The organism is Pseudomonas sp. GNP012 (assembly GCF_054343835.1).
The window spans coordinates 4,794,144-4,814,213 of the sequence record NZ_JBTGUU010000001.1 but is presented as its reverse complement, the minus strand read 5'-3'; the positions used below and the strand labels follow the sequence as shown (position 1 = coordinate 4,814,213).

The window sequence follows — 20,070 nt, the reverse complement described above, 5'->3', positions numbered from 1 at the left end:
ATCTGGATCAAGCCCCTTTTGGGGCTTGATTCATTTCTGGGGTGTGTCTAGAATACCCGGCTCGCCTGAGCCCGTGTTTTTCATGCCCGGAGATTCTCGGCGACACGTAATAGCCGCAAGGCTAATTTTTTTGTATTAGGAGCGTCTAGCCCATGAGTATGCAGGACCCGTTAGCGGACATGCTAACTCGTATCCGTAATGCCCAGATGGCTGAAAAGTCCGTCGTAAGCATGCCATCTTCCACGTTGAAGGTAGCTGTTGCCAAAGTCCTGAAGGACGAAGGTTACATTGCGGGTTATCAGATCAGCAGCGAAATCAAACCACTGCTGTCCATCGAGCTGAAGTACTTCGAAGGCCGTCCGGTTATCGAAGAAGTGAAGCGCGTTAGCCGTCCAGGCCTGCGTCAGTACAAGTCCGTCGATGATCTGCCAAAAGTTCGTGGCGGTCTCGGTGTGTCTATCGTCTCCACCAACAAGGGTGTGATGACTGATCGTGCTGCGCGCGCTGCCGGTGTCGGCGGCGAAGTTCTTTGCACTGTGTTCTAAGGGGGGATAAGCATGTCTCGCGTCGCTAAGAACCCCGTTAAGCTGCCAGCCGGTGTCGAAGTAAAATTCGCAGGCCAACAGCTTTCGGTGAAGGGTGCCAAGGGCACTCTCGAACTGAACATCCATTCGTCCGTTGAGATCGTTGAAGAAGCTGGTGAGCTGCGTTTCGCTGCTCGCAATGGCGATCAACAGACTCGCGCAATGGCTGGTACCACTCGTGCGTTGGTAAACAACATGGTCCAAGGCGTAAGCCAAGGCTTCGAGCGCAAGCTCCAGCTGGTCGGTGTTGGTTACAAAGCGCAAGCAAAAGGCACAGTGCTGAACCTGGCTCTTGGCTTCTCGCACCCAGTGGATTACGAACTGCCGGAAGGCATCACCGCTGAGACTCCTAGCCAGACCGATATCCTGATCAAGGGCATCGACAAGCAGCTGGTAGGTCAAGTGGCCGCCGAGATCCGCGACTTCCGTCCACCAGAGCCGTACAAAGGCAAAGGTGTGCGCTACGCGGACGAAGTCGTCCGTCGTAAAGAAGCCAAGAAGAAGTAGGGCATAGCAAATGACCGACAAAAAAGTTACTCGACTGCGTCGCGCTCGCAAAGCACGCCTGAAAATGCACGAACTCGAAGTCGTGCGTCTCTGCGTGTTCCGCTCTTCGCAGCACATCTACGCCCAGGTCATTTCGGCCGACGGCAACAAAGTCCTGGCAAGCGCCTCGACTTTGGATAAAGAACTGCGTGATGGTGCCACCGGCAACATCGACGCGGCCACTAAGGTTGGCCAGCTGGTCGCTACGCGTGCTAAGGCCGCTGGCGTCTCGCAGGTGGCTTTCGACCGCTCTGGCTTCAAGTACCACGGCCGCGTTAAAGCGCTGGCTGATGCTGCTCGTGAAGCTGGGCTGGAGTTCTAAGTTATGTCAAATAACGACCAAAAGCGCGACGAAGGCTACATCGAGAAGCTGGTTCAAGTTAACCGCGTAGCCAAAACCGTTAAAGGCGGCCGTATCTTCACTTTCACCGCGTTGACCGTGGTTGGTGATGGTAAGGGCCGTGTTGGCTTCGGCCGTGGCAAGTCGCGTGAAGTGCCTGCTGCGATCCAGAAGGCAATGGAAGCTGCTCGCCGCAACATGATCCAGGTTGATCTGAACGGCACCACCCTGCAGTACGCAATGAAGTCCGCTCACGGCGCTTCGAAGGTGTACATGCAGCCTGCTTCTGAAGGTACCGGTATCATCGCTGGCGGCGCTATGCGTGCTGTCCTCGAAGTTGCTGGCGTTCAGAACGTTCTGGCCAAGTGCTACGGCTCGACTAACCCGGTAAACGTGGTTCACGCCACTTTCAAGGGTTTGAAAGCAATGCAGTCTCCTGAATCCATTGCCGCCAAGCGTGGCAAAAGCGTCAAGGAGATCTTCTGATCATGGCTACCGTTAAAGTTACGCTGATCAAAAGCATGACCGGCCGCATCCCTAACCACAAACTGTGCGTTAAGGGTCTGGGTCTGCGTCGCATCGGTCACACTGTAGAAGTCCAGGATACTCCCGAGAATCGCGGGATGATCAACAAGGCTTACTACATGCTGCGTGTCGAGGGTTAATCGATGAAACTCAATGATCTGAGTCCAGCGCCGGGTTCCCGTCGCGAAAAGCATCGTCCGGGCCGTGGTATCGGTAGCGGTTTGGGTAAGACTGGTGGCCGTGGTCACAAAGGTCAGACCTCTCGCTCCGGTGGCACCATTGCTCCAGGCTTTGAAGGCGGTCAACAGCCGCTGCATCGTCGCCTGCCGAAGTTCGGTTTCGTTTCCCTGAAGGCCATGGATCGCGCAGAAGTGCGTCTGTCCGAACTGGCTAAAGTGGAAGGCGACATCGTCACCGTGCAGTCCCTGAAAGATGCCAACGTGATCAACGTCAACGTACAGCGTGTGAAAATCATGCTGTCCGGTGAAGTGACTCGCGCTGTCACTATCGGCAAGGGAATCGGCGCCACCAAAGGTGCGCGTGCGGCTATCGAAGCAGCTGGCGGCAAGTTCGAGGAATAAATGGCTAAGCAAGGTGCTCTCTCTGCGCTCGGCAAAGGCGGTATGTCTGAACTCTGGGCTCGTCTGCGTTTTCTGTTCCTGGCGATTATCGTCTACCGAATAGGCGCACACATCCCGGTTCCAGGTATCAACCCGGACCGACTCGCGGACCTGTTTCGACAGAATGAGGGGACCATTCTTAGCTTGTTCAACATGTTTTCCGGCGGCGCGCTGGAGCGGATGAGCATCTTTGCACTGGGGATCATGCCGTACATCTCGGCATCGATCATCATGCAACTGATGACCGCCGTCAGCCCGCAGCTGGAGCAGTTGAAGAAGGAAGGTGAAGCTGGCCGTCGAAAGATAAGCCAGTACACCCGCTACGGCACTGTCGTCCTCGCTCTCGTCCAGGCCATTGGCATGTCCATTGGTCTGGCGGGGCAGGGCGTTTCGTTCACTGCTGACTTCAGCTTTCATTTCGTTGCGGTAACCACATTTGTGGCAGGCGCGATGTTCATGATGTGGCTGGGTGAGCAGATCACTGAGCGTGGTGTAGGCAACGGTATCTCGATGTTGATCTTCGCAGGTATCGTCGCCGGTCTTCCGAGAGCGATCGGGCAGTCTTTCGAGTCTGCACGTCAGGGTGATATCAACATCTTCGCCCTGGTTGCCATCGGTTTGCTGGCAGTAGCGATTATCGGTTTCGTGGTGTTCATTGAGCGTGGTCAGCGTCGTATTGCTGTTCACTACGCCAAGCGTCAGCAGGGCCGCAAGGTCTTCGCTGCGCAGACCAGCCACTTGCCGCTGAAGGTGAACATGGCCGGTGTTATTCCGGCTATTTTCGCGAGCAGCATTTTGCTGTTCCCGGCTTCGTTGGGTGCCTGGTTCGGTCAGTCTGAAGGTATGGGCTGGTTGCAGGACATCTCGCAGTCGATCGCTCCTGGTCAGCCGTTGAATATTCTGCTGTTTAGTGCAGGGATTATTTTCTTCTGCTTCTTCTATACGGCGTTGATGTTCAATCCGAAAGACGTAGCGGAAAACCTGAAGAAGTCCGGTGCCTTTATTCCGGGTATCCGTCCAGGTGAGCAGTCTGCGCGCTACATTGATGGCGTTCTGACTCGCTTGACCATGTTCGGTGCTCTTTACATGACGGCCGTCTGCCTGTTGCCCCAGTTCCTGGTGGTTGCAGCGAACGTACCGTTCTACCTTGGCGGGACCTCGTTGCTGATCGTCGTCGTGGTTGTGATGGACTTCATGTCCCAAGTACAATCGCACCTCGTTTCGCACCAGTACGAATCCCTGATGAAGAAAGCCAACCTGAAGGGTTACGGCAGCGGCATGCTGCGCTGACCCATAAGGTTCGAGGAGTTGGTGATGAAAGTTCGTGCATCGGTGAAAAAGCTGTGCCGTAACTGCAAGATTATTCGCCGCGAAGGTGTTGTTCGAGTAATTTGCAGCGCGGAACCGCGTCACAAACAGCGCCAAGGCTGAGTGTGATTGTGCTTCAAGCCCGGCAGCTAGTGCGCTGCCGGGTTGATTATTTGTTATTACAGCGATATTATCTCGCGCCCTATTTCTTGGCTTCCGGGGCGTAGGTAGCTGTCAATTGGAGTCCCACTGAATGGCCCGTATTGCAGGCGTTAACATTCCAGATAACAAGCATACTGTTATCTCGCTGACCTACATCTATGGTGTTGGTCGCACTACTGCACAGAAAATTTGTGCAGAGACTGGGGTAAACCCAGCAGCAAAGATCAAAGATCTGAGCGACGAGCAGATTGAACAGCTGCGTGGCGAAGTGGCGAAGTTCACCACTGAAGGTGACCTGCGTCGCGAAATCAACATGAAAATCAAGCGCTTGATGGACCTCGGTTGCTATCGCGGTCTGCGTCATCGTCGCGGTCTTCCAGTGCGCGGTCAGCGTACCAAGACCAACGCGCGTACCCGTAAAGGTCCGCGTAAGCCGATCCGCAAGTAATCGCCCCAGCGAATCGACAGGAATTTAATCATGGCAAAACCTGCTGCTCGTCCTCGTAAAAAAGTTAAAAAGACAGTGGTTGATGGCATCGCCCACATCCATGCATCTTTTAACAACACCATCGTGACCATCACCGACCGTCAAGGTAACGCTCTTTCCTGGGCTACCTCCGGTGGTTCGGGTTTCCGCGGTTCCCGCAAGTCCACCCCGTTTGCTGCTCAGGTAGCTGCTGAACGTGCTGGTCAAGCTGCGCTGGAATACGGCCTGAAAAACCTCGACGTCAACGTCAAAGGTCCAGGTCCGGGTCGTGAATCCGCAGTCCGCGCTTTGAACGGCTGTGGCTACAAGATCGCCAGCATCACCGACGTGACGCCAATCCCGCACAACGGGTGCCGTCCGCCGAAGAAGCGCCGCGTGTAATCCAGGAGATTGTAAAGAATGGCTCGTTACATTGGTCCAAAATGCAAACTCGCTCGTCGCGAAGGCACCGATCTCTTCCTGAAGAGCGGCGTGCGCGCGATCGAATCGAAGTGCAACATTGAAGCAGCACCTGGTATCCACGGCCAACGCCGCGGTCGCCAGTCCGACTACGGCACCCAACTGCGTGAAAAGCAGAAGGTCCGTCGTATCTACGGCGTTCTCGAGCGTCAATTCAGCGGCTACTACAAAGAAGCTGCTGGCAAAAAAGGTGCAACCGGTGAGAACCTGCTGCAACTGCTCGAATGCCGTCTGGACAACGTTGTATACCGTATGGGCTTTGGTTCGACTCGTGCCGAATCCCGTCAGCTGGTATCGCACAAGTCGATCAGCGTAAACGGTCAGACCGTTAACGTACCGTCCTACCAGGTTCGTGCTGGTGACGTGGTTGCTGTTCGCGAGAAAGCAAAAAATCAACTTCGCATTGTCCAAGCTCTCGATCTGTGTGCCCAACGTGGCCGCGTAGAATGGGTAGAAGTAGACACTGAGAAGAAGTCGGGCGTTTTCAAGAACGTTCCAGCTCGCAGTGATCTGTCCGCCGACATCAACGAAAGCCTGATTGTCGAGCTCTACTCCAAGTAAGGGCTAGAAAATAGGTGCATCCATGCAGATTTCGGTAAATGAGTTCCTGACACCCCGCCACATTGATGTGCAGGTTGTCAGTCCAACCCGCGCCAAGATCACTCTCGAGCCTCTCGAGCGTGGTTTCGGCCATACCCTGGGCAACGCGCTGCGCCGCATCCTGTTGTCCTCAATGCCCGGCTGTGCAGTAGTCGAGGCCGAGATTGACGGTGTGCTCCACGAGTACAGCGCCATCGAAGGTGTACAGGAAGACGTCATTGAAATCCTGTTGAACCTTAAAGGTCTGGCTATCAAGCTGCACGGTCGTGACGAAGTTACGCTGACCTTGTCGAAGAAGGGTTCGGGGGTGGTTACCGCTGCCGATATTCAGCTGGATCATGATGTCGAGATCGTTAATCCCGATCACGTAATCGCTAACCTGGCGTCTAACGGCGCCCTGAACATGAAGCTCGTAGTAGCTCGTGGTCGTGGTTATGAACCGGCAGACTCGCGTCAGAGCGATGAAGACGAAAGCCGCAGCATCGGTCGCTTGCAGCTTGACTCTTCGTTCAGCCCGGTTCGCCGTATCGCATACGTGGTGGAAAACGCCCGTGTCGAGCAGCGTACTAACCTGGACAAGCTGGTTATTGATCTGGAAACCAACGGTACTCTGGATCCTGAAGAGGCTATTCGCCGCGCTGCAACCATCCTGCAACAGCAGTTGGCTGCGTTCGTCGACCTCAAAGGTGACAGTGAGCCAGTGGTTGTCGAGCAGGAAGACGAGATCGATCCGATCCTGCTTCGCCCGGTTGACGATCTGGAACTGACTGTACGTTCGGCTAACTGCCTTAAGGCGGAAAACATTTACTACATCGGTGACCTGATTCAGCGTACCGAAGTGGAACTGTTGAAGACTCCGAACCTGGGCAAGAAATCCTTGACTGAAATCAAGGACGTTCTGGCCTCCCGCGGTCTGTCCCTCGGCATGCGCCTCGACAACTGGCCGCCTGCAAGTCTTAAGAAGGACGACAAGGCGACTGCCTGATCGTCGTAATCACCGAACGTAGTGTTTGGTAAGGAATGAACCATGCGTCATCGTAAAAGTGGTCGTCACCTGAGCCGCACCAGCTCGCACCGCAAGGCCATGTTCCAAAACATGGCGGTGTCGCTGTTCGAGCACGAGCTGATCAAAACGACTCTGCCAAAAGCCAAAGAACTGCGCCGCGTTGCCGAGCCGCTGATCACTCTGGCCAAGACAGACAGCGTTGCTAACCGTCGTCTGGCTTTCGACCGTACTCGTTCGAAAGCTATCGTTGGTAAGCTCTTCAACGACCTGGGCAAGCGTTACGCTACCCGTGAGGGTGGCTACCTGCGCATCCTTAAGTGCGGTTTCCGCGCTGGCGACAACGCGCCTATGGCGTACGTCGAGTTGGTTGATCGTGCTACTGCTGGCGAAGCTGTATCCGCCGAGTAAGACGTCAGTCTGAAACAAGGAACCGGGCCTAGTGCCCGGTTTTTTGTGCCTGTAAGAAAAACGCGCCGTTTGTACAAGCGTCTCCTCCGTCCACATCGTCATTATGTGATGGGGATGATCATTAGTTTTTATCTATCGATGTCTGCAAGTTAATGAATTTGTAGCTGTCATATTGATGGTCAATACTCCTTCTCAGCCGATAGCCGGCAGTTCAAGACCGACAGAGGAAGGAAGATCGCATGAGCCAAAACAAAACGCTTACCACCGCCAGTGGCGCTCCTGTTGCCGATAACCAGAATTCCCGTTCCGCCGGCCCTCGTGGCCCGCTGCTGCTCGACGACTTTCATCTGATCGAGAAGCTCGCCCACTTCAATCGTGAAAACATCCCCGAGCGCCGTGTGCACGCCAAAGGCTCAGGTGCCTACGGTACGTTCACCGTGACGCGCGATATCACTCAATACACCAGTGCGAAGCTGTTTGAGGCAGTCGGCAAGCAGACCCCGACTTTCCTGCGGTTTTCCACCGTGGGCGGTGAGCGCGGTTCGGCCGATACCGAGCGTGATCCACGCGGGTTTGCCTTGAAGTTCTACACCGAGGAAGGCAACTGGGACATTGTCGGCAATAACACGCCGGTGTTCTTCATTCGTGATCCATTGAAGTTTCCGGACTTTATCCACACCCAGAAGCGTTTGCCGCAAAGCAACCTGAAAAGTGCCCAGGCGATGTGGGACTTCTGGTCGCATTCGCCCGAGGCGTTGCACCAGGTCACCATCCTGTTCTCCGGCCGGGGTATCCCTGACGGGTACCGCCACATGCACGGCTTTGGCAGCCACACGTACAGCCTCATCAACGCTCAAGGCGAGCGCCACTGGGTGAAGTGGCACTACAAGACCCGGCAGGGGATCAAGAACCTTGCTCCAGCGGAGGCTGCGCGCCTGGCGGGTACAGATCCGGATTACGCCCAGCGCGACTTGTTCAATGCCATCGAGCAGGGTGATTTCCCGAAATGGCGTGTGTGCATTCAGATCATGAGCGAGTCTCAGGCGGCAGCGCACTACGAGAACCCGTTTGATGTCACCAAAACCTGGTCGCAAAAATCGTTTCCACTGATTGAAGTCGGAGAGCTGGAGCTCAATCGCAATCCGCAGAACTACTTCGCGGAAGTCGAGCAGGCGGCGTTCGGTCCCAGCAACATGGTTCCAGGCGTTGGTTTGTCGCCGGATCGTATGCTGCAGGGGCGCGTGTTCGCCTACGCGGATGCTCACCGCTACCGCGTCGGCACCAACCACCAACAGTTGCCAGTCAACGCTCCGCGCAGTCCGGTCAACACCTATCAGCGCGATGGATCGATGGCCTTTGGCAGCAATGGCGGTGCGGCGCCGAACTACGAGCCAAACAGCTACGTAGAATCGCCGAAGCAGGCACCTCGTTACGCAGAGCCGGCATTGGCCCTCAGTGGTGCCGCCGATCGTTACGACCACCGCGAAGACACTGATTACTACAGTCACGCCGGCGCGTTGTTCCGCTTGATGTCTGAAGAGCAGAAATCACTGCTGGTCAGCAACATCGCCGGTGCGATGGCGGGGGTGACGAGTGATGTGGTTGATCGCCAGCTGCAACATTTCTACAAAGCTGACCCGGCGTATGGAGAAGCAATCGCAAAACTGCTCAACGTACAGCTTAACGAAGTCTAAATGAGAAGCAGAACCGCCCTTGTTTGGGCGGTTTTTGCGTTATTTCAGCTGGTTTTCTCAGAATATCTTCGCTTTTATTGCGTCTTGCGAGTGACGATAAGGGCATGTTGGTTCAAACTACAACTTTCAAGCAGGGAGATGTAGGGCGATGCAAGGCCACCCAGATGTGATCGATTACCTCAACACGTTGCTGACCGGCGAACTGGCCGCGCGTGATCAATATTTCGTCCATTCGCGGATGTATGAGGACTGGGGTTTCACCAAGCTCTACGAACGAATCAACCACGAGATGGAAGAGGAAGCAGGGCACGCTGATGCCTTGATGCGCCGGATCCTGATGCTCGAAGGTACTCCGCGCATGCGTCCGGACGATCTCGATGTCGGCACCACGGTGACCGAGATGCTCGAGGCGGATTTGCGCCTGGAATACAAGGTGCGGGCTGCGCTGTGCAAAGGCATCAAGCTCTGCGAGCAGCACAAGGACTACGTCAGCCGCGAAATGCTGCGGGTTCAATTGCATGACACCGAAGAAGATCACACTTACTGGCTCGAAAAGCAGCTGGGTCTGATCAAGTTGATCGGGCTTGAGAACTACCTGCAATCCCACGCCTGATTCAGCGAATACAAAAAAGCCCCTGCCACCGATGAAGTGACAGGGGCTTTTTCATGGCGCCCGGTTAAGCCCGGTCCCGCTCCAGCAGCGGCTTGAGGTAGTAGCCGGTATGGGATTGCTTCATCTCTGACACTTCCTCCGGTGTACCGACGGCGATGATCTGACCGCCCTTGGAACCACCTTCCGGACCGAGGTCCACCAGCCAGTCGGCGGTCTTGATCACGTCCAGGTTGTGCTCGATGACCACCACGGTGTTGCCGTGGTCGCGCAGGCGATGCAGCACGTCCAGCAGTTGCTGGATATCCGCGAAGTGCAGCCCGGTGGTCGGTTCATCGAGGATATACAGGGTCTTGCCGGTATCACGCTTGGACAATTCGCGAGACAGCTTCACCCGCTGGGCTTCACCTCCGGAGAGCGTGGTCGCCGATTGCCCCAGCTTGATGTACGAAAGGCCGACGTCCATCAACGTTTGCAGCTTGCGCGCCAGGGCCGGTACGGCATCGAAGAACACCCGCGCTTCCTCGATGGTCATCTCGAGGGTTTCGTGGATGCTCTTGCCCTTGTACTTGATCTCCAGGGTTTCACGGTTGTAGCGCTTGCTCTTGCACACGTCGCACGGCACGTAGATGTCCGGCAGGAAGTGCATCTCGACCTTGATCAGGCCGTCGCCCTGGCAGGCTTCGCAACGCCCGCCCTTGACGTTGAAGGAGAAGCGCCCCGGGCCGTAGCCCCGGGAGCGGGACTCCGGCACGCCGGCGAACAACTCGCGGATCGGCGTGAACAGTCCGGTATAGGTCGCCGGGTTGGAGCGCGGTGTGCGGCCGATCGGGCTCTGGTCGATGTCGACGACCTTGTCCAGGTGCTCCAGGCCCTTGATGCTGTCGTGGGCGGCCGCCTCAAGCGTCGTTGCGCCGTTCAGCGCGGTGGCGCTCAACGGGAACAGCGTGTTGTTGATCAGCGTCGATTTACCCGAGCCGGACACGCCGGTCACACAGGTCAGCAGGCCGATCGGGATCTCCAGGTCGACATTGCGCAGGTTGTTGCCGCGCGCGCCCTTGAGCGACAGCGTCAGCTTCTTGTTGCGCGGCGTACGTTTGGCCGGGACTTCGATCTTCACCCGGCCCGACAGGTATTTGCCCGTCAGCGAGTCCGGATGCGCCATGACCTCGGCCGGTGTGCCTTCGGCGACGATATGCCCGCCGTGCACGCCGGCGCCCGGGCCGATGTCGACCACGTAGTCGGCCAGGCGGATCGCGTCTTCGTCGTGCTCGACCACGATCACAGTGTTGCCGATATCGCGCAGATGCTTGAGGGTGCCCAGCAGCCGGTCGTTATCGCGCTGATGGAGGCCGATGGAAGGTTCGTCAAGGATGTACAGGACGCCCACCAGGCCGGCGCCAATCTGGCTGGCCAGGCGAATGCGCTGGGCCTCGCCACCGGACAAGGTGTCGGCACTGCGGTCCAGCGACAGATAGTCGAGGCCGACGTTGACCAGGAACTGCAGGCGTTCGCGGATTTCCTTGAGGATCTTGTCGGCAATTTCGCCACGCCGACCGGTGAGCTTGAGCCCGCCAAAATATTCGGACGCATCGCCGATCGGCAGGTTGGTCACCGCCGGCAGGGTTTTCTCGCCGACCCAGACGTGCCGCGCTTCACGCCGCAGACGGGTGCCACGGCAATCCGGGCACGACTGGGTGCTGAGGAATTTGGCCAGCTCCTCGCGCACCGATGCCGATTCGGTTTCGCGGTAACGGCGCTCCAGGTTCGGCACGATGCCTTCGAACGGGTGCGAGCGTTTGACGATGTCGCCGCGGTCGTTCAGGTATTTGAAATCGACGTTTTGCGAACCGCTGCCATGCAGGATGAATTTCTGCTGGTCGGCGGGCAGTTCGTTGAACGGTACTTCCAGGCTGAACTTGTAGTGCGCGGCCAGTGATCCGAGCATCTGGAAGTAATAGACGTTACGCCGGTCCCAGCCACGAATCGCCCCTTCGGCCAGGGTCAGTTCGCCGTTGACCAGGCGCTTGATGTCGAAGAACTGCTTTACCCCCAGACCATCACAGGTCGGGCAGGCGCCGGCCGGGTTGTTGAAGGAGAACAGCTTGGGTTCAAGCTCGCTGATGGCGTGACCGCAGATCGGGCAGGCGAAGCGTGCGGAGAAGATCATCTCTTCACCCGGTTCGTCGTCCATCGGCGCTACCAGGGCGATGCCGTCCGCCAGTTTCAGCGCGGTTTCGAAGGATTCGGCCAGGCGTTGTTGCAGGTCGGCGCGAACCTTGAAACGGTCCACCACGACATCGATGGTGTGTTTTTTCTGCTTGTCGAGCTTGGGGGCTTCGTCCAGCTCGTAAAGCTTGCCGTTGATTCGGGCGCGGACAAAACCCTGTGCGCGCAGTTCTTCGAAAACCGACAGGTGCTCGCCTTTGCGCTCGCGGATGACCGGGGCCAACAGCATCAGTTTGCTGCCCTCCGGTTCGGCGAGGACCAGGTCGACCATCTGGCTGACAGTCTGCGCTTCCAGCGGAATGTCGTGGTCCGGGCAACGGGGGATGCCCACGCGGGCATACAGCAGGCGCAGGTAATCGTAGATTTCGGTAATGGTGCCGACCGTCGAACGCGGGTTGTGCGAGGTGGACTTCTGTTCGATGGAGATCGCTGGCGACAGGCCTTCGATGGTGTCGACGTCGGGTTTTTCCATCATCGACAGGAACTGCCGGGCATAAGCCGACAGCGATTCGACGTAGCGGCGCTGGCCTTCGGCGTACAAGGTGTCGAAAGCCAGGGACGACTTGCCGGAGCCGGACAGGCCGGTGATGACGATCAGCTTGTCCCGTGGCAGGGTCAGGTCGATGTTCTTCAGGTTGTGGGTTCGAGCCCCACGAATCAGGATCTTGTCCAAGGTGGCCTCGCTCGGCGGGCGTCGAAAACGTAGGAGTATACGGCCAAACACTGGATGGATGCACACTATCAAACGAGAGGGTTACTGTCTTACATGAAGAGTGTGTCAGCAATGCGCGTCAAAGCGTCGCGATATACCCCGCCAATCGATCGGACTGGTAGAATCGCCGCCGGTTCACATGAGGTTTTTCCATGCACGATCCCCACAGCGAGCGCATGAGTGGTAGCGAGACCCGCGCGGCAAGCGGTCTGGCCCTGGTGTTCGCCTTCCGTATGCTTGGCATGTTCATGGTGTTGCCGGTACTGGCGACCTATGGGATGGATCTGGCCGGAGCCACGCCGGCCCTGATCGGTCTGGCGATTGGTGCTTATGGCCTGACCCAGGCAGTTTTCCAGATTCCTTTCGGGTTCATTTCCGACCGCATCGGCCGTCGCCCAGTGATTTACCTGGGCTTGATCGTCTTTGCCCTCGGCAGTCTGCTGGCCGCCAATGCCGATTCGATCTGGGGCGTGATCGCCGGGCGAATCCTGCAGGGTGCCGGGGCGATTTCCGCCGCGGTCATGGCCTTGCTGTCCGACCTGACCCGCGAGCAGCACCGGACCAAGGCCATGGCCATGATCGGCATGACCATCGGCCTGTCGTTTGCGGTGGCCATGGTGGCCGGCCCGCTGTTGACCCGCGCCTTCGGGTTGTCCGGGCTGTTCCTCGCCACGGGCGGCATGGCGCTGTTCGGCATCGTGATCGTGATGTTCATGGTGCCGCGCTCCACCGGCCCGTTGCAGCACCGTGAGTCCGGTGTCGCGCGCCAGGCGTTGATGCCGACCCTCAAGCATCCGGACCTGCTGCGCCTGGACCTGGGCATTTTTGTCTTGCACGCGATGTTGATGTCCAGCTTCGTCGCCTTGCCCCTGGCACTGGTCGAGAAAGCCGGGTTGCCCAAAGAGCAGCACTGGTGGGTGTACCTGACCGCGCTGCTGATTTCTTTCTTCGCCATGATTCCGTTCATTATCTACGGCGAGAAGAAACGCAAAATGAAACGAGTTTTACTCGGCGCCGTCGTGACGTTGATGCTCACTGAGCTATTCTTCTGGCAGTTCGGTGACAGCTTGCGGTCTCTGGTGATCGGTACGGTGGTGTTCTTCACCGCGTTCAATCTGCTGGAGGCTTCATTGCCGTCGCTGATCAGCAAGGTTTCACCGGCAGGTGGCAAGGGCACGGCGATGGGGGTTTATTCCACCAGCCAGTTCCTCGGCTCGGCACTGGGGGGAATCCTCGGTGGCTGGCTGTTCCAGCATGGCGGTCTGTCGGTTGTATTCCTCGGATGCGCCGGTCTGGCTGCCCTCTGGCTGGCCTTTGCTGTTACCATGCGCGAACCTCCCTACGTCACAAGCCTGCGCTTGCCGTTGTCGCCCGAGGCGATCCGCGAAGCGGGTCTGGTCGAGCGCCTGAAGGCGGTCGTAGGGGTAACAGATGCAGTCATCGTCGCGGAAGAGGCGGCGATTTACATCAAACTGGACACCGAACTATTGGATCGCACCACCCTTGAGCGCCTGGTGAACAACCCGGCCGGGGCAGCGTGCGCAGCCTAGGAGAACGTTATGGCCCGTGGGGTTAACAAAGTCATATTGGTCGGCACTTGCGGCCAGGATCCCGAAGTTCGCTACTTGCCTAACGGTAACGCCGTGACCAACCTGAGTCTGGCGACCAGCGAACAGTGGACCGACAAGCAAACCGGCCAGAAAGTCGAAAAGACCGAATGGCACCGTGTATCGATGTTCGGCAAAGTGGCAGAAATCGCCGGCGAATACCTGCGTAAAGGTTCGCAGGTTTACATCGAAGGCAAGCTGCAGACCCGCGAGTGGGAAAAAGACGGTATCAAGCGTTACACCACCGAAATCGTGGTCGACATGCAAGGCACCATGCAACTGCTGGGTGGCCGTCCACAGGGCGACCAGCAGGGCCAGGGCGGCGGCAACTACCAGCAATCCGCTCCGCGCCAGCAGGCTCAACGTCCTGCTCCGCAACAGCAGCCACAGCGTCCGGCCCCTCAACAGGCCGCACCGCAACCGGCTCCGGATTTCGACAGCTTTGATGACGATATTCCGTTCTGATTTAGCCTGTATCGAAAGGCCCGCAGCTTGACAGCGAAGGGCCTTTTTACTGTCGGAAGAATAAGTAATGGATCGAGCCGACCACTCAGACCATCGCAAGAATATCGGGGGAATAAGCGATGAGCAGTAGCTTTGCGAGGCCGTTGGACGACAATCAGGCTGCTGCAGTTTTTTTGACAAGAGCACTTGGTTTTAAACCATGTGACGATACGGGGGATCTAGCTGTTAAGGTCGCCAAGGCAGAAGTGCTTTTGTCAAAGATGGCCGCAGAAAACACACTGAAAAGACCGAATTTCAGACATCCTAGCTATAGTTCTGACGAAGCTCGTAAAGAGTTGCGCAGAAAAATATTCTCTGAATTAATTGGGATGAATAGGATTGCGAATGACGATGAAATTCGTCTAGGGGTTGGCGGAATTTCCCCTCCGGTTGGACAAGATATAAGTAATCAGCGGAAAGCTTTCATACTGATTGGGCTACCAGCTTCTGGAAAATCGACAATCTCAAACAAAATAGCTGATGCTTATGGCGCGTATATTGTCGATTCTGACTATGCTAAAAGGAAGTTTCCTGAGTATAAAGATGAGTATGGAGCGGCTCTGGTTCATGAAGAATCTACACTGGTCACTTTTGGGATGGATGGAAATGACTTTGCGGATGAGCTAAATGTTCTTGAGTATTGTATATCTCAAGAAGTAAATGTGGTAATTCCGAAGATAGGTTCAAAGGCGCAGGCTATTAGAGATTTAAGAGCGCTATTGATAGGTTTTGAGTATGAGGTTCATTTGGTTCTGGTGAAGGCCGATCGTGTTTGTGCTACCCAACGCGCCTTAACCCGCTTTCAGGCTACAAATCGATATGTCCCGATTTCCTTGATTTTTGACGGATATGGCAACGATCCAATTCTGAGCTATTATTACCTCTGCAAGGAGGTGGAGTGGCATTCAGTAGGAATCATTTCTACGGAAACTAATCCTCCTGAATACATTGAGTCGTCTAAAGGGAGTCCGATCGATATTTTTAGAGTGGAGGAATGATAAAGTGAGTCAAAGTCTCAGAGGAAAGATCAGTAAAAAAAGAGGGGCAGGTTTTCTTAAGGCAGCATCTGGAGTGTTTAAGGGGGGGGGCTTAGTTCGGCTTGAAAAAAGATTGTTGAGAAAAAAGATGGCTGGGCATGGCTCTTACTATATAAAAGTTGCGTCAGCTAGAGATGAAAAGGAAGTCGAAGGTGCAGTTGCTACTATAGGTGGGAAAAGTCTTGATGATCTCAAGGCCAAATACAGGGCTTTTTCAAGAGCAGGTTGATGGTTGTTGATATGTATTTGAAGAATTGCGAAAAAATGCCCGAAGCGAAAGCATCGGGCATTTTTTATGAGCCGTTAATTAGTTTTTGGCAAACGTCAGGAAATTCGCATTGACTTTGTCTTTGTGAGTATCTCTCAGCCCATGGGATGCGCCGGGGTAACCGATCAGTTCGGCATGCTTGATAAATCGATTACTTCCCAGTCCGGTCTCTTGAATCGGCACGATCTGGTCGTCATCGCTGTGGATGATGAGAGTCGGCACATTGAACCTCTTCAGGTCCTCGCAAATATGTGTTCGGAGAGTGCCCTGATGCTGTTTAGGGTGCTTTTGTGAACTTCCATCACGCCTTCATCCTGAACGAGTCGATCAGCCCTTGTGGCGCTTTCGCATTGGCGCGGATGCCATTGTTGGCGAAGTGGAGCATCTGCGATTCCCTGCTTTCGGCGCTCAGGGGCCAGCCGTGTCTGAACACCACCGGTTGTCCGCTTGTAATAGAGGGTTTCGCCTTCGCGAGTCGTCAGGGGAAGCATGTCGACCATCTCCAGTGAGTAGCGTGAGCGGGGCGCTCAACGGGCGAGGAACTCGTCGGTCGACACCACGCTGGCATAGGCAAACGCCAGGGCCGCCATGAACGCCGCATGAACCTGGGCCGCCGGAACCGACACGCCATTGAATTCCAGATCACGGGTGGCGCAGGCGTCGTGGATCACGGTCACCGTGTAGCCGAAGTCCGCCGCCGCACGGGTGATGCCATCGACGCACATATGGCTCATGCTGCCCACAACCACCAGTTCCTTGATGCCTTGCTCGTCGAGGATCGATTTCAGCTCGGTTTCGCGGAACGAGTTGACGAAGTGCTTGAGCACCACCGGTTCGTCAGCGCGGTTGATCACTTTGGGGTGCAGCTTCGCGCCTTCGGAGTTCGGGGTGAAGAACGGTGCCTCTGCGGAGGTGAATTCGTGGCGGATATGCACCACCGGATCACCGGCATCACGGAAGGCCTTGATCAGGCGGACGGCGTTGTCGGCGGCGGCGTCGGCGCCGACCAGTGGCCACTTGCCTTGGGGGAAGTAGTCGTTCTGGATATCGACTACGATGAGCGCTTGCTTGGCCATGACTGTTTCCTCGAAGTGTGTGTGGGTGTGGAATGAAGTATTGGCGCTGGCAGGCGGTCCGGGGATTGGCCGCACCGACAATAAGAGGGGGAAAACTGACAATGGACGCAGAAAGGGCAATCGCCGAGCTCGGTGTGCTGATCTATCCTGGCGCGCAGATGGCGGCGGTGCATGGCTTGACGGACCTGTTCGGGGTGGCGAACCGGATCGCCGCCGAGCATCAGGCTGCGCAGCTGCCCCTGCTGCGGGTCAGCCATTGGCAGGTCGAGGGTGATCAGCCGCCGGTCCGGGTCTTCGACAGCCATCCCGGCCCGGAGCGTGCCCTGGTGGCCGTGTTGATCCCGCCATCGATTGCCGGCTTTTCCGAGGGCCTGGCGCCACAGGGTTTGATCCGCTGGTTGCGCGAGCAACATGCCGGCGGCGCGACACTGGGCGGGGTTTGCGTGGGCTCGATCCTGTTGGCTGAAAGCGGCCTGCTCGATGGTCGTAGCGCTACCACCCACTGGACCTCGGCCAAGACCTTTGCCGAACGTTATCCGGCGATACGGCTCAAGGCCGATACGCCGATTGTCGATGACGGCGATCTGATCACCACCGCGGGACTGATGGCGTGGTCTGAACTGGGTTTGCGCCTGGTCAACCGTCTGCTGGGACCGAGCATTGCCAGCAATACCGCGCGTTTTCTAGTGGTGGAACACAGCGATAGCGCCAGCGAGTGCGGCAGCAATTTTGCGCCGATCCTCAGTCATGGCGATGCGGCGATCCTCAAGGTGCAGCACTGGTTGCAAAGCACCGGGGCGACCGATGTGTCGCTGGCGGCGATGGCCGAAAAGGCAGGGTTGGAAGAGCGCACCTTCCTGCGACGCTTCCGCACGGCCACCGGGCTCAAACCTACCGAATACTGTCAGCATCTGCGAGTCGGCAAGGCCCGGGAAATGCTTGAGTTCACCAACGGCACCATCGATCACATCGCCTGGACGGTGGGTTATCAGGACCCCGGCGCGTTTCGCGCGACGTTCAAGAAAATTACCGGGCTGGCGCCGAGTGATTATCGGATGCGGTTTGGGGTGAGCCCTGGATCGGTTGCACGGTAGTCGCATCACCCCCGATCTCCTGTGGGAGCGAGCTTGCTCGCGATGAGGGCATGACATTCAACATTGATGTGTCTGGAACACCGCTATCGCGAGCAAGCTCGCTCCCACAGGGTCGGGTGTGTGGGCTGGAGTCGTGCAAAATGCCGGAGTATCAAAGGGCGTCGTGCAGAATAAAACAGGCCCCATGCCATCACTTTGTACGCAACGGGCTGATTTAAAACCCCTCTTTGCGTAACGGGCCTTGGCCTGATCCCTGCACCCCTTCAACTACATTCATCAAGCGTCGATTGAAGGGGGATGCATGACCCCAACAAACCGCAAGAAACTGGTGGTTGCCCATTCGGTACTCGCCGACGCGCCGCTGCACGAAGTCGAGACCAACCGTGCGCTGGCGCGCTGGCTGGCGCAGATAATGGGACTCAAGTACGGCGGCAGTTACGATCCGCAATTGCACGACGGTCGGGATCTCTACCTGTTGCCGACCCAGACGCTGGTGGGCGCTGCGGCTGCCCGGCAACTGGGGGTCAAGGGACCACAGGATTTGTGGGGTGGTTATGTCGACCATGATTTCATCTGCACCAAAGCCATCAGTCATGGGCTGCTCAACCACCATGCCCATGCGCCGCCAGGCTGGGCTCCTTTGTTTTCCCAGCGGGTACGCAACGTCGTACTCGACGGTCTCAGCGTGTTCTGCCTGAAGGATGCTCGCCCGGCGGCGGAACATCTGTTGTACACCGGGCCGATCCGCTTGAAGCCGATACACGCTTGTGCCGGACGTGGTCAGGAAGTGATCCAGAGCCTCGACGAGTTCGATGAAATTCTGGCCAGGCCCGAGGCTGACGCGACCTTCACCGAAGGTGTGGTGCTGGAGCAGGATCTTGATCAGGTGATTACCCACAGCGTCGGCCAGAGCTTCATCGGCGACAAGGTGCTGAGTTACTGCGGTGATCAATACTTGACCAAAGACGCTGAGGGCGAGGAGGTGTATGGCGGCTCGAACCTGTTGGTGGTACAGGGCAGCTACGACGATTTGTTGAAGCTGGACCTTGCCGATGACGTGCGGGTGGCTATCAAGCAGGCGCAGGTGTTCGACAGCGCCGCGGATGAAGCCTATCCGCGTTTCTATGCGTCACGGCGCAACTACGACATCGCTCAGGGCATCGATAGCGACGGCAAACAGCGCAGCGGCGTGCTCGAACAATCCTGGCGCATGGGCGGTGCCAGCAGTGCCGAGGTGGCGGCCTTGCAGAGTTTCGTCAACGATCCGGGGATGCGCGCGATTCGTGTGTCTTCGGTGGAAACCTACATTGATCAGCCGCTGCCGAAAGATGCCATCGAGGTGTATCGCGGGCCGGCGCAAAGCAGTGAATTTCTCCTCAAGTACGTAACGGTTAAATCCTATGACGGCTAGAAGCGAATCCATTCAGATCGATATCGATAATGAACAGATGAGCGGGACTTTTCTGAGCCCCAAATCGAAAGTCCCCGGCGTACTTTTTGTGCACGGTTGGGGCGGCAGTCAGGAGCGGGACCTGGAACGCGCCAAAGGCATTGCCGGTTTGGGGTGTGTATGCCTGACCTTTGACCTGCGCGGGCACACCGGTGGCACCGGCATTCCATTGTCCCGGGTGACTCGCGAAGACAATCTGCGCGACCTGCTGGCAGCCTATGACCGCTTGCTCGCGCACCCGGCCCTCGATACCTCGGCGATTGCCGTGGTCGGCACCAGTTATGGCGGTTATCTGGCCTCGATTCTGACTTCGCTGCGGCCGGTGCGCTGGCTGGCGCTGCGGGTGCCGGCGCTGTACCGCGACGAGCAATGGCACACGCCGAAACGTGACCTGGACAAGCTGGATCTGCGTGATTACCGAGGCACTCTGGTGCGTGCCGACAGCAACCGGGCCTTGCATGCCTGCTCGCAATTTCGCGGGGATGTCCTGCTGGTGCAGTCCGAGACCGACGACTATGTGCCCCACGCGACGATCATGAGCTACCGGGCGGCCTGCCAGCAGACGCATTCAATGACCCACCGCATCATCGACGGTGCCGACCACGCCTTGAGCGACCCGGTTTCCCAGCAGGCCTATACCTCGATCCTTGTCGACTGGATTACCGAGATGGTGGTCGGGGAGCGGTTGAGCATTATTCAATCCCAGTGATTTGCGGTGTGCCTGCGCACGCCTTCGCGGGCAAG

At 57.1% G+C, this 20,070-nt stretch carries 25 protein-coding genes; 22 read left to right on the top strand and 3 right to left on the bottom strand.

The genetic code is table 11. The features are described from left to right. Positions 1-152: 152 nt before the first annotated feature. The 15 genes from rpsH (at position 153) to bfr (ending at position 9,352) form a co-directional block, all read left to right on the top strand. A complete protein-coding gene (gene rpsH, locus ACXX83_RS21790) occupies positions 153-545 on the top strand; it encodes a 30S ribosomal protein S8 (protein ID WP_003186040.1) in 393 nt (130 codons plus the stop codon). 12 nt (positions 546-557) lie between these two features. After that, complete coding sequence (gene rplF, locus ACXX83_RS21785) at positions 558-1,091, top strand: 50S ribosomal protein L6 (protein WP_003176412.1); 534 nt, start codon at positions 558-560, stop codon at positions 1,089-1,091. A gap of 10 nt (positions 1,092-1,101) precedes the next feature. Then, entirely contained in the window at positions 1,102-1,452 is a 351-nt protein-coding gene (gene rplR, locus ACXX83_RS21780; protein ID WP_003186037.1) for a 50S ribosomal protein L18, read from the top strand. 3 nt (positions 1,453-1,455) lie between these two features. Next, positions 1,456-1,956 carry a 30S ribosomal protein S5 gene (rpsE, locus tag ACXX83_RS21775; RefSeq protein WP_003186035.1) on the top strand — a complete coding sequence of 167 codons (501 nt, stop codon included), beginning with the start codon at positions 1,456-1,458 and terminating at the stop codon, positions 1,954-1,956. 2 nt (positions 1,957-1,958) lie between these two features. Beyond that, positions 1,959-2,135, top strand: coding sequence for a 50S ribosomal protein L30 (gene rpmD / locus ACXX83_RS21770; RefSeq protein ID WP_003176408.1), 177 nt, complete (start codon positions 1,959-1,961; stop codon positions 2,133-2,135). A 3-nt stretch (positions 2,136-2,138) separates the two neighbouring features. Beyond that, positions 2,139-2,576 carry a 50S ribosomal protein L15 gene (gene rplO, locus ACXX83_RS21765; RefSeq protein ID WP_003228720.1) on the top strand — a complete coding sequence of 146 codons (438 nt, stop codon included), beginning with the start codon at positions 2,139-2,141 and terminating at the stop codon, positions 2,574-2,576. Next, positions 2,577-3,905: a preprotein translocase subunit SecY gene (gene secY / locus ACXX83_RS21760; protein WP_015097035.1), complete on the top strand. Its 1,329-nt coding sequence runs from the start codon at positions 2,577-2,579 to the stop codon at positions 3,903-3,905. A gap of 24 nt (positions 3,906-3,929) precedes the next feature. After that, positions 3,930-4,046, top strand: coding sequence for a 50S ribosomal protein L36 (gene rpmJ / locus ACXX83_RS21755; protein ID WP_002555468.1), 117 nt, complete (start codon positions 3,930-3,932; stop codon positions 4,044-4,046). Positions 4,047-4,176: 130 nt separating this feature from the next. Next, positions 4,177-4,533 carry a 30S ribosomal protein S13 gene (gene rpsM / locus ACXX83_RS21750; RefSeq protein ID WP_009045849.1) on the top strand — a complete coding sequence of 119 codons (357 nt, stop codon included), beginning with the start codon at positions 4,177-4,179 and terminating at the stop codon, positions 4,531-4,533. Positions 4,534-4,563: 30 nt separating this feature from the next. Beyond that, entirely contained in the window at positions 4,564-4,953 is a 390-nt protein-coding gene (gene rpsK / locus ACXX83_RS21745) for a 30S ribosomal protein S11 (protein ID WP_002555466.1), read from the top strand. A gap of 18 nt (positions 4,954-4,971) precedes the next feature. Further along, positions 4,972-5,592: a 30S ribosomal protein S4 gene (gene rpsD, locus ACXX83_RS21740; RefSeq protein WP_003176404.1), complete on the top strand. Its 621-nt coding sequence runs from the start codon at positions 4,972-4,974 to the stop codon at positions 5,590-5,592. 22 nt (positions 5,593-5,614) lie between these two features. Beyond that, the gene (locus ACXX83_RS21735; RefSeq protein WP_007970428.1) at positions 5,615-6,616 is read left to right on the top strand and encodes a DNA-directed RNA polymerase subunit alpha; all 1,002 of its coding nucleotides are present in this window, start codon (positions 5,615-5,617) and stop codon (positions 6,614-6,616) included. Positions 6,617-6,658: 42 nt separating this feature from the next. Continuing rightward, positions 6,659-7,045, top strand: a complete 387-nt coding sequence (gene rplQ / locus ACXX83_RS21730) for a 50S ribosomal protein L17 (protein ID WP_007970429.1) — start codon at positions 6,659-6,661, stop codon at positions 7,043-7,045. Between the two features lie 239 nt (positions 7,046-7,284). Then, positions 7,285-8,739: a catalase gene (locus tag ACXX83_RS21725; protein ID WP_458549543.1), complete on the top strand. Its 1,455-nt coding sequence runs from the start codon at positions 7,285-7,287 to the stop codon at positions 8,737-8,739. Between the two features lie 148 nt (positions 8,740-8,887). Further along, entirely contained in the window at positions 8,888-9,352 is a 465-nt protein-coding gene (gene bfr / locus ACXX83_RS21720) for a bacterioferritin (RefSeq protein ID WP_007970123.1), read from the top strand. Between the two features lie 64 nt (positions 9,353-9,416). On the opposite strand, the gene uvrA is transcribed toward bfr, so the two are convergent. Continuing rightward, positions 9,417-12,251 (bottom strand): excinuclease ABC subunit UvrA, encoded by a 2,835-nt coding sequence (gene uvrA, locus ACXX83_RS21715; RefSeq protein ID WP_217836496.1) that lies wholly within the window; start codon positions 12,249-12,251, stop codon positions 9,417-9,419. A gap of 191 nt (positions 12,252-12,442) precedes the next feature. Between uvrA and ACXX83_RS21710 the strand changes: the two genes are divergently transcribed. The 4 genes from ACXX83_RS21710 (at position 12,443) to ACXX83_RS21695 (ending at position 15,667) form a co-directional block, all read left to right on the top strand. Beyond that, on the top strand, positions 12,443-13,840 hold the full coding sequence (locus ACXX83_RS21710; protein ID WP_217836495.1) for an MFS transporter: 1,398 nt from the start codon (positions 12,443-12,445) through the stop codon (positions 13,838-13,840). A gap of 9 nt (positions 13,841-13,849) precedes the next feature. Then, complete coding sequence (locus tag ACXX83_RS21705) at positions 13,850-14,362, top strand: single-stranded DNA-binding protein (RefSeq protein ID WP_095965774.1); 513 nt, start codon at positions 13,850-13,852, stop codon at positions 14,360-14,362. Between the two features lie 119 nt (positions 14,363-14,481). After that, complete coding sequence (locus tag ACXX83_RS21700) at positions 14,482-15,399, top strand: zeta toxin family protein (RefSeq protein WP_458549542.1); 918 nt, start codon at positions 14,482-14,484, stop codon at positions 15,397-15,399. Between the two features lie 4 nt (positions 15,400-15,403). Beyond that, complete coding sequence (locus ACXX83_RS21695; protein WP_458549541.1) at positions 15,404-15,667, top strand: hypothetical protein; 264 nt, start codon at positions 15,404-15,406, stop codon at positions 15,665-15,667. Between the two features lie 78 nt (positions 15,668-15,745). Here the strand turns inward: ACXX83_RS21695 and ACXX83_RS21690 are convergent, their stop codons facing one another. Both ACXX83_RS21690 and ACXX83_RS21685 read right to left on the bottom strand, forming a co-directional pair. Then, a complete protein-coding gene (locus ACXX83_RS21690) occupies positions 15,746-15,928 on the bottom strand; it encodes an alpha/beta fold hydrolase (protein ID WP_458549540.1) in 183 nt (60 codons plus the stop codon). Positions 15,929-16,233: 305 nt separating this feature from the next. Beyond that, the gene (locus ACXX83_RS21685; RefSeq protein WP_458549539.1) at positions 16,234-16,782 is read right to left on the bottom strand and encodes a cysteine hydrolase family protein; all 549 of its coding nucleotides are present in this window, start codon (positions 16,780-16,782) and stop codon (positions 16,234-16,236) included. 101 nt (positions 16,783-16,883) lie between these two features. On the opposite strand from ACXX83_RS21685, the gene ACXX83_RS21680 reads away from it, so the two are divergent. From ACXX83_RS21680 to ACXX83_RS21670, 3 genes are all read left to right on the top strand, one after another. Further along, on the top strand, positions 16,884-17,876 hold the full coding sequence (locus tag ACXX83_RS21680; RefSeq protein ID WP_458549538.1) for a GlxA family transcriptional regulator: 993 nt from the start codon (positions 16,884-16,886) through the stop codon (positions 17,874-17,876). A 301-nt stretch (positions 17,877-18,177) separates the two neighbouring features. Further along, positions 18,178-19,287, top strand: a complete 1,110-nt coding sequence (locus ACXX83_RS21675) for a DUF3182 family protein (protein WP_458549537.1) — start codon at positions 18,178-18,180, stop codon at positions 19,285-19,287. Then, positions 19,277-20,035, top strand: coding sequence for an alpha/beta hydrolase family protein (locus ACXX83_RS21670; RefSeq protein WP_007970134.1), 759 nt, complete (start codon positions 19,277-19,279; stop codon positions 20,033-20,035). Before ACXX83_RS21675 ends, ACXX83_RS21670 begins: the two co-directional genes overlap by 11 nt. Positions 20,036-20,070 lie beyond the last annotated feature (35 nt).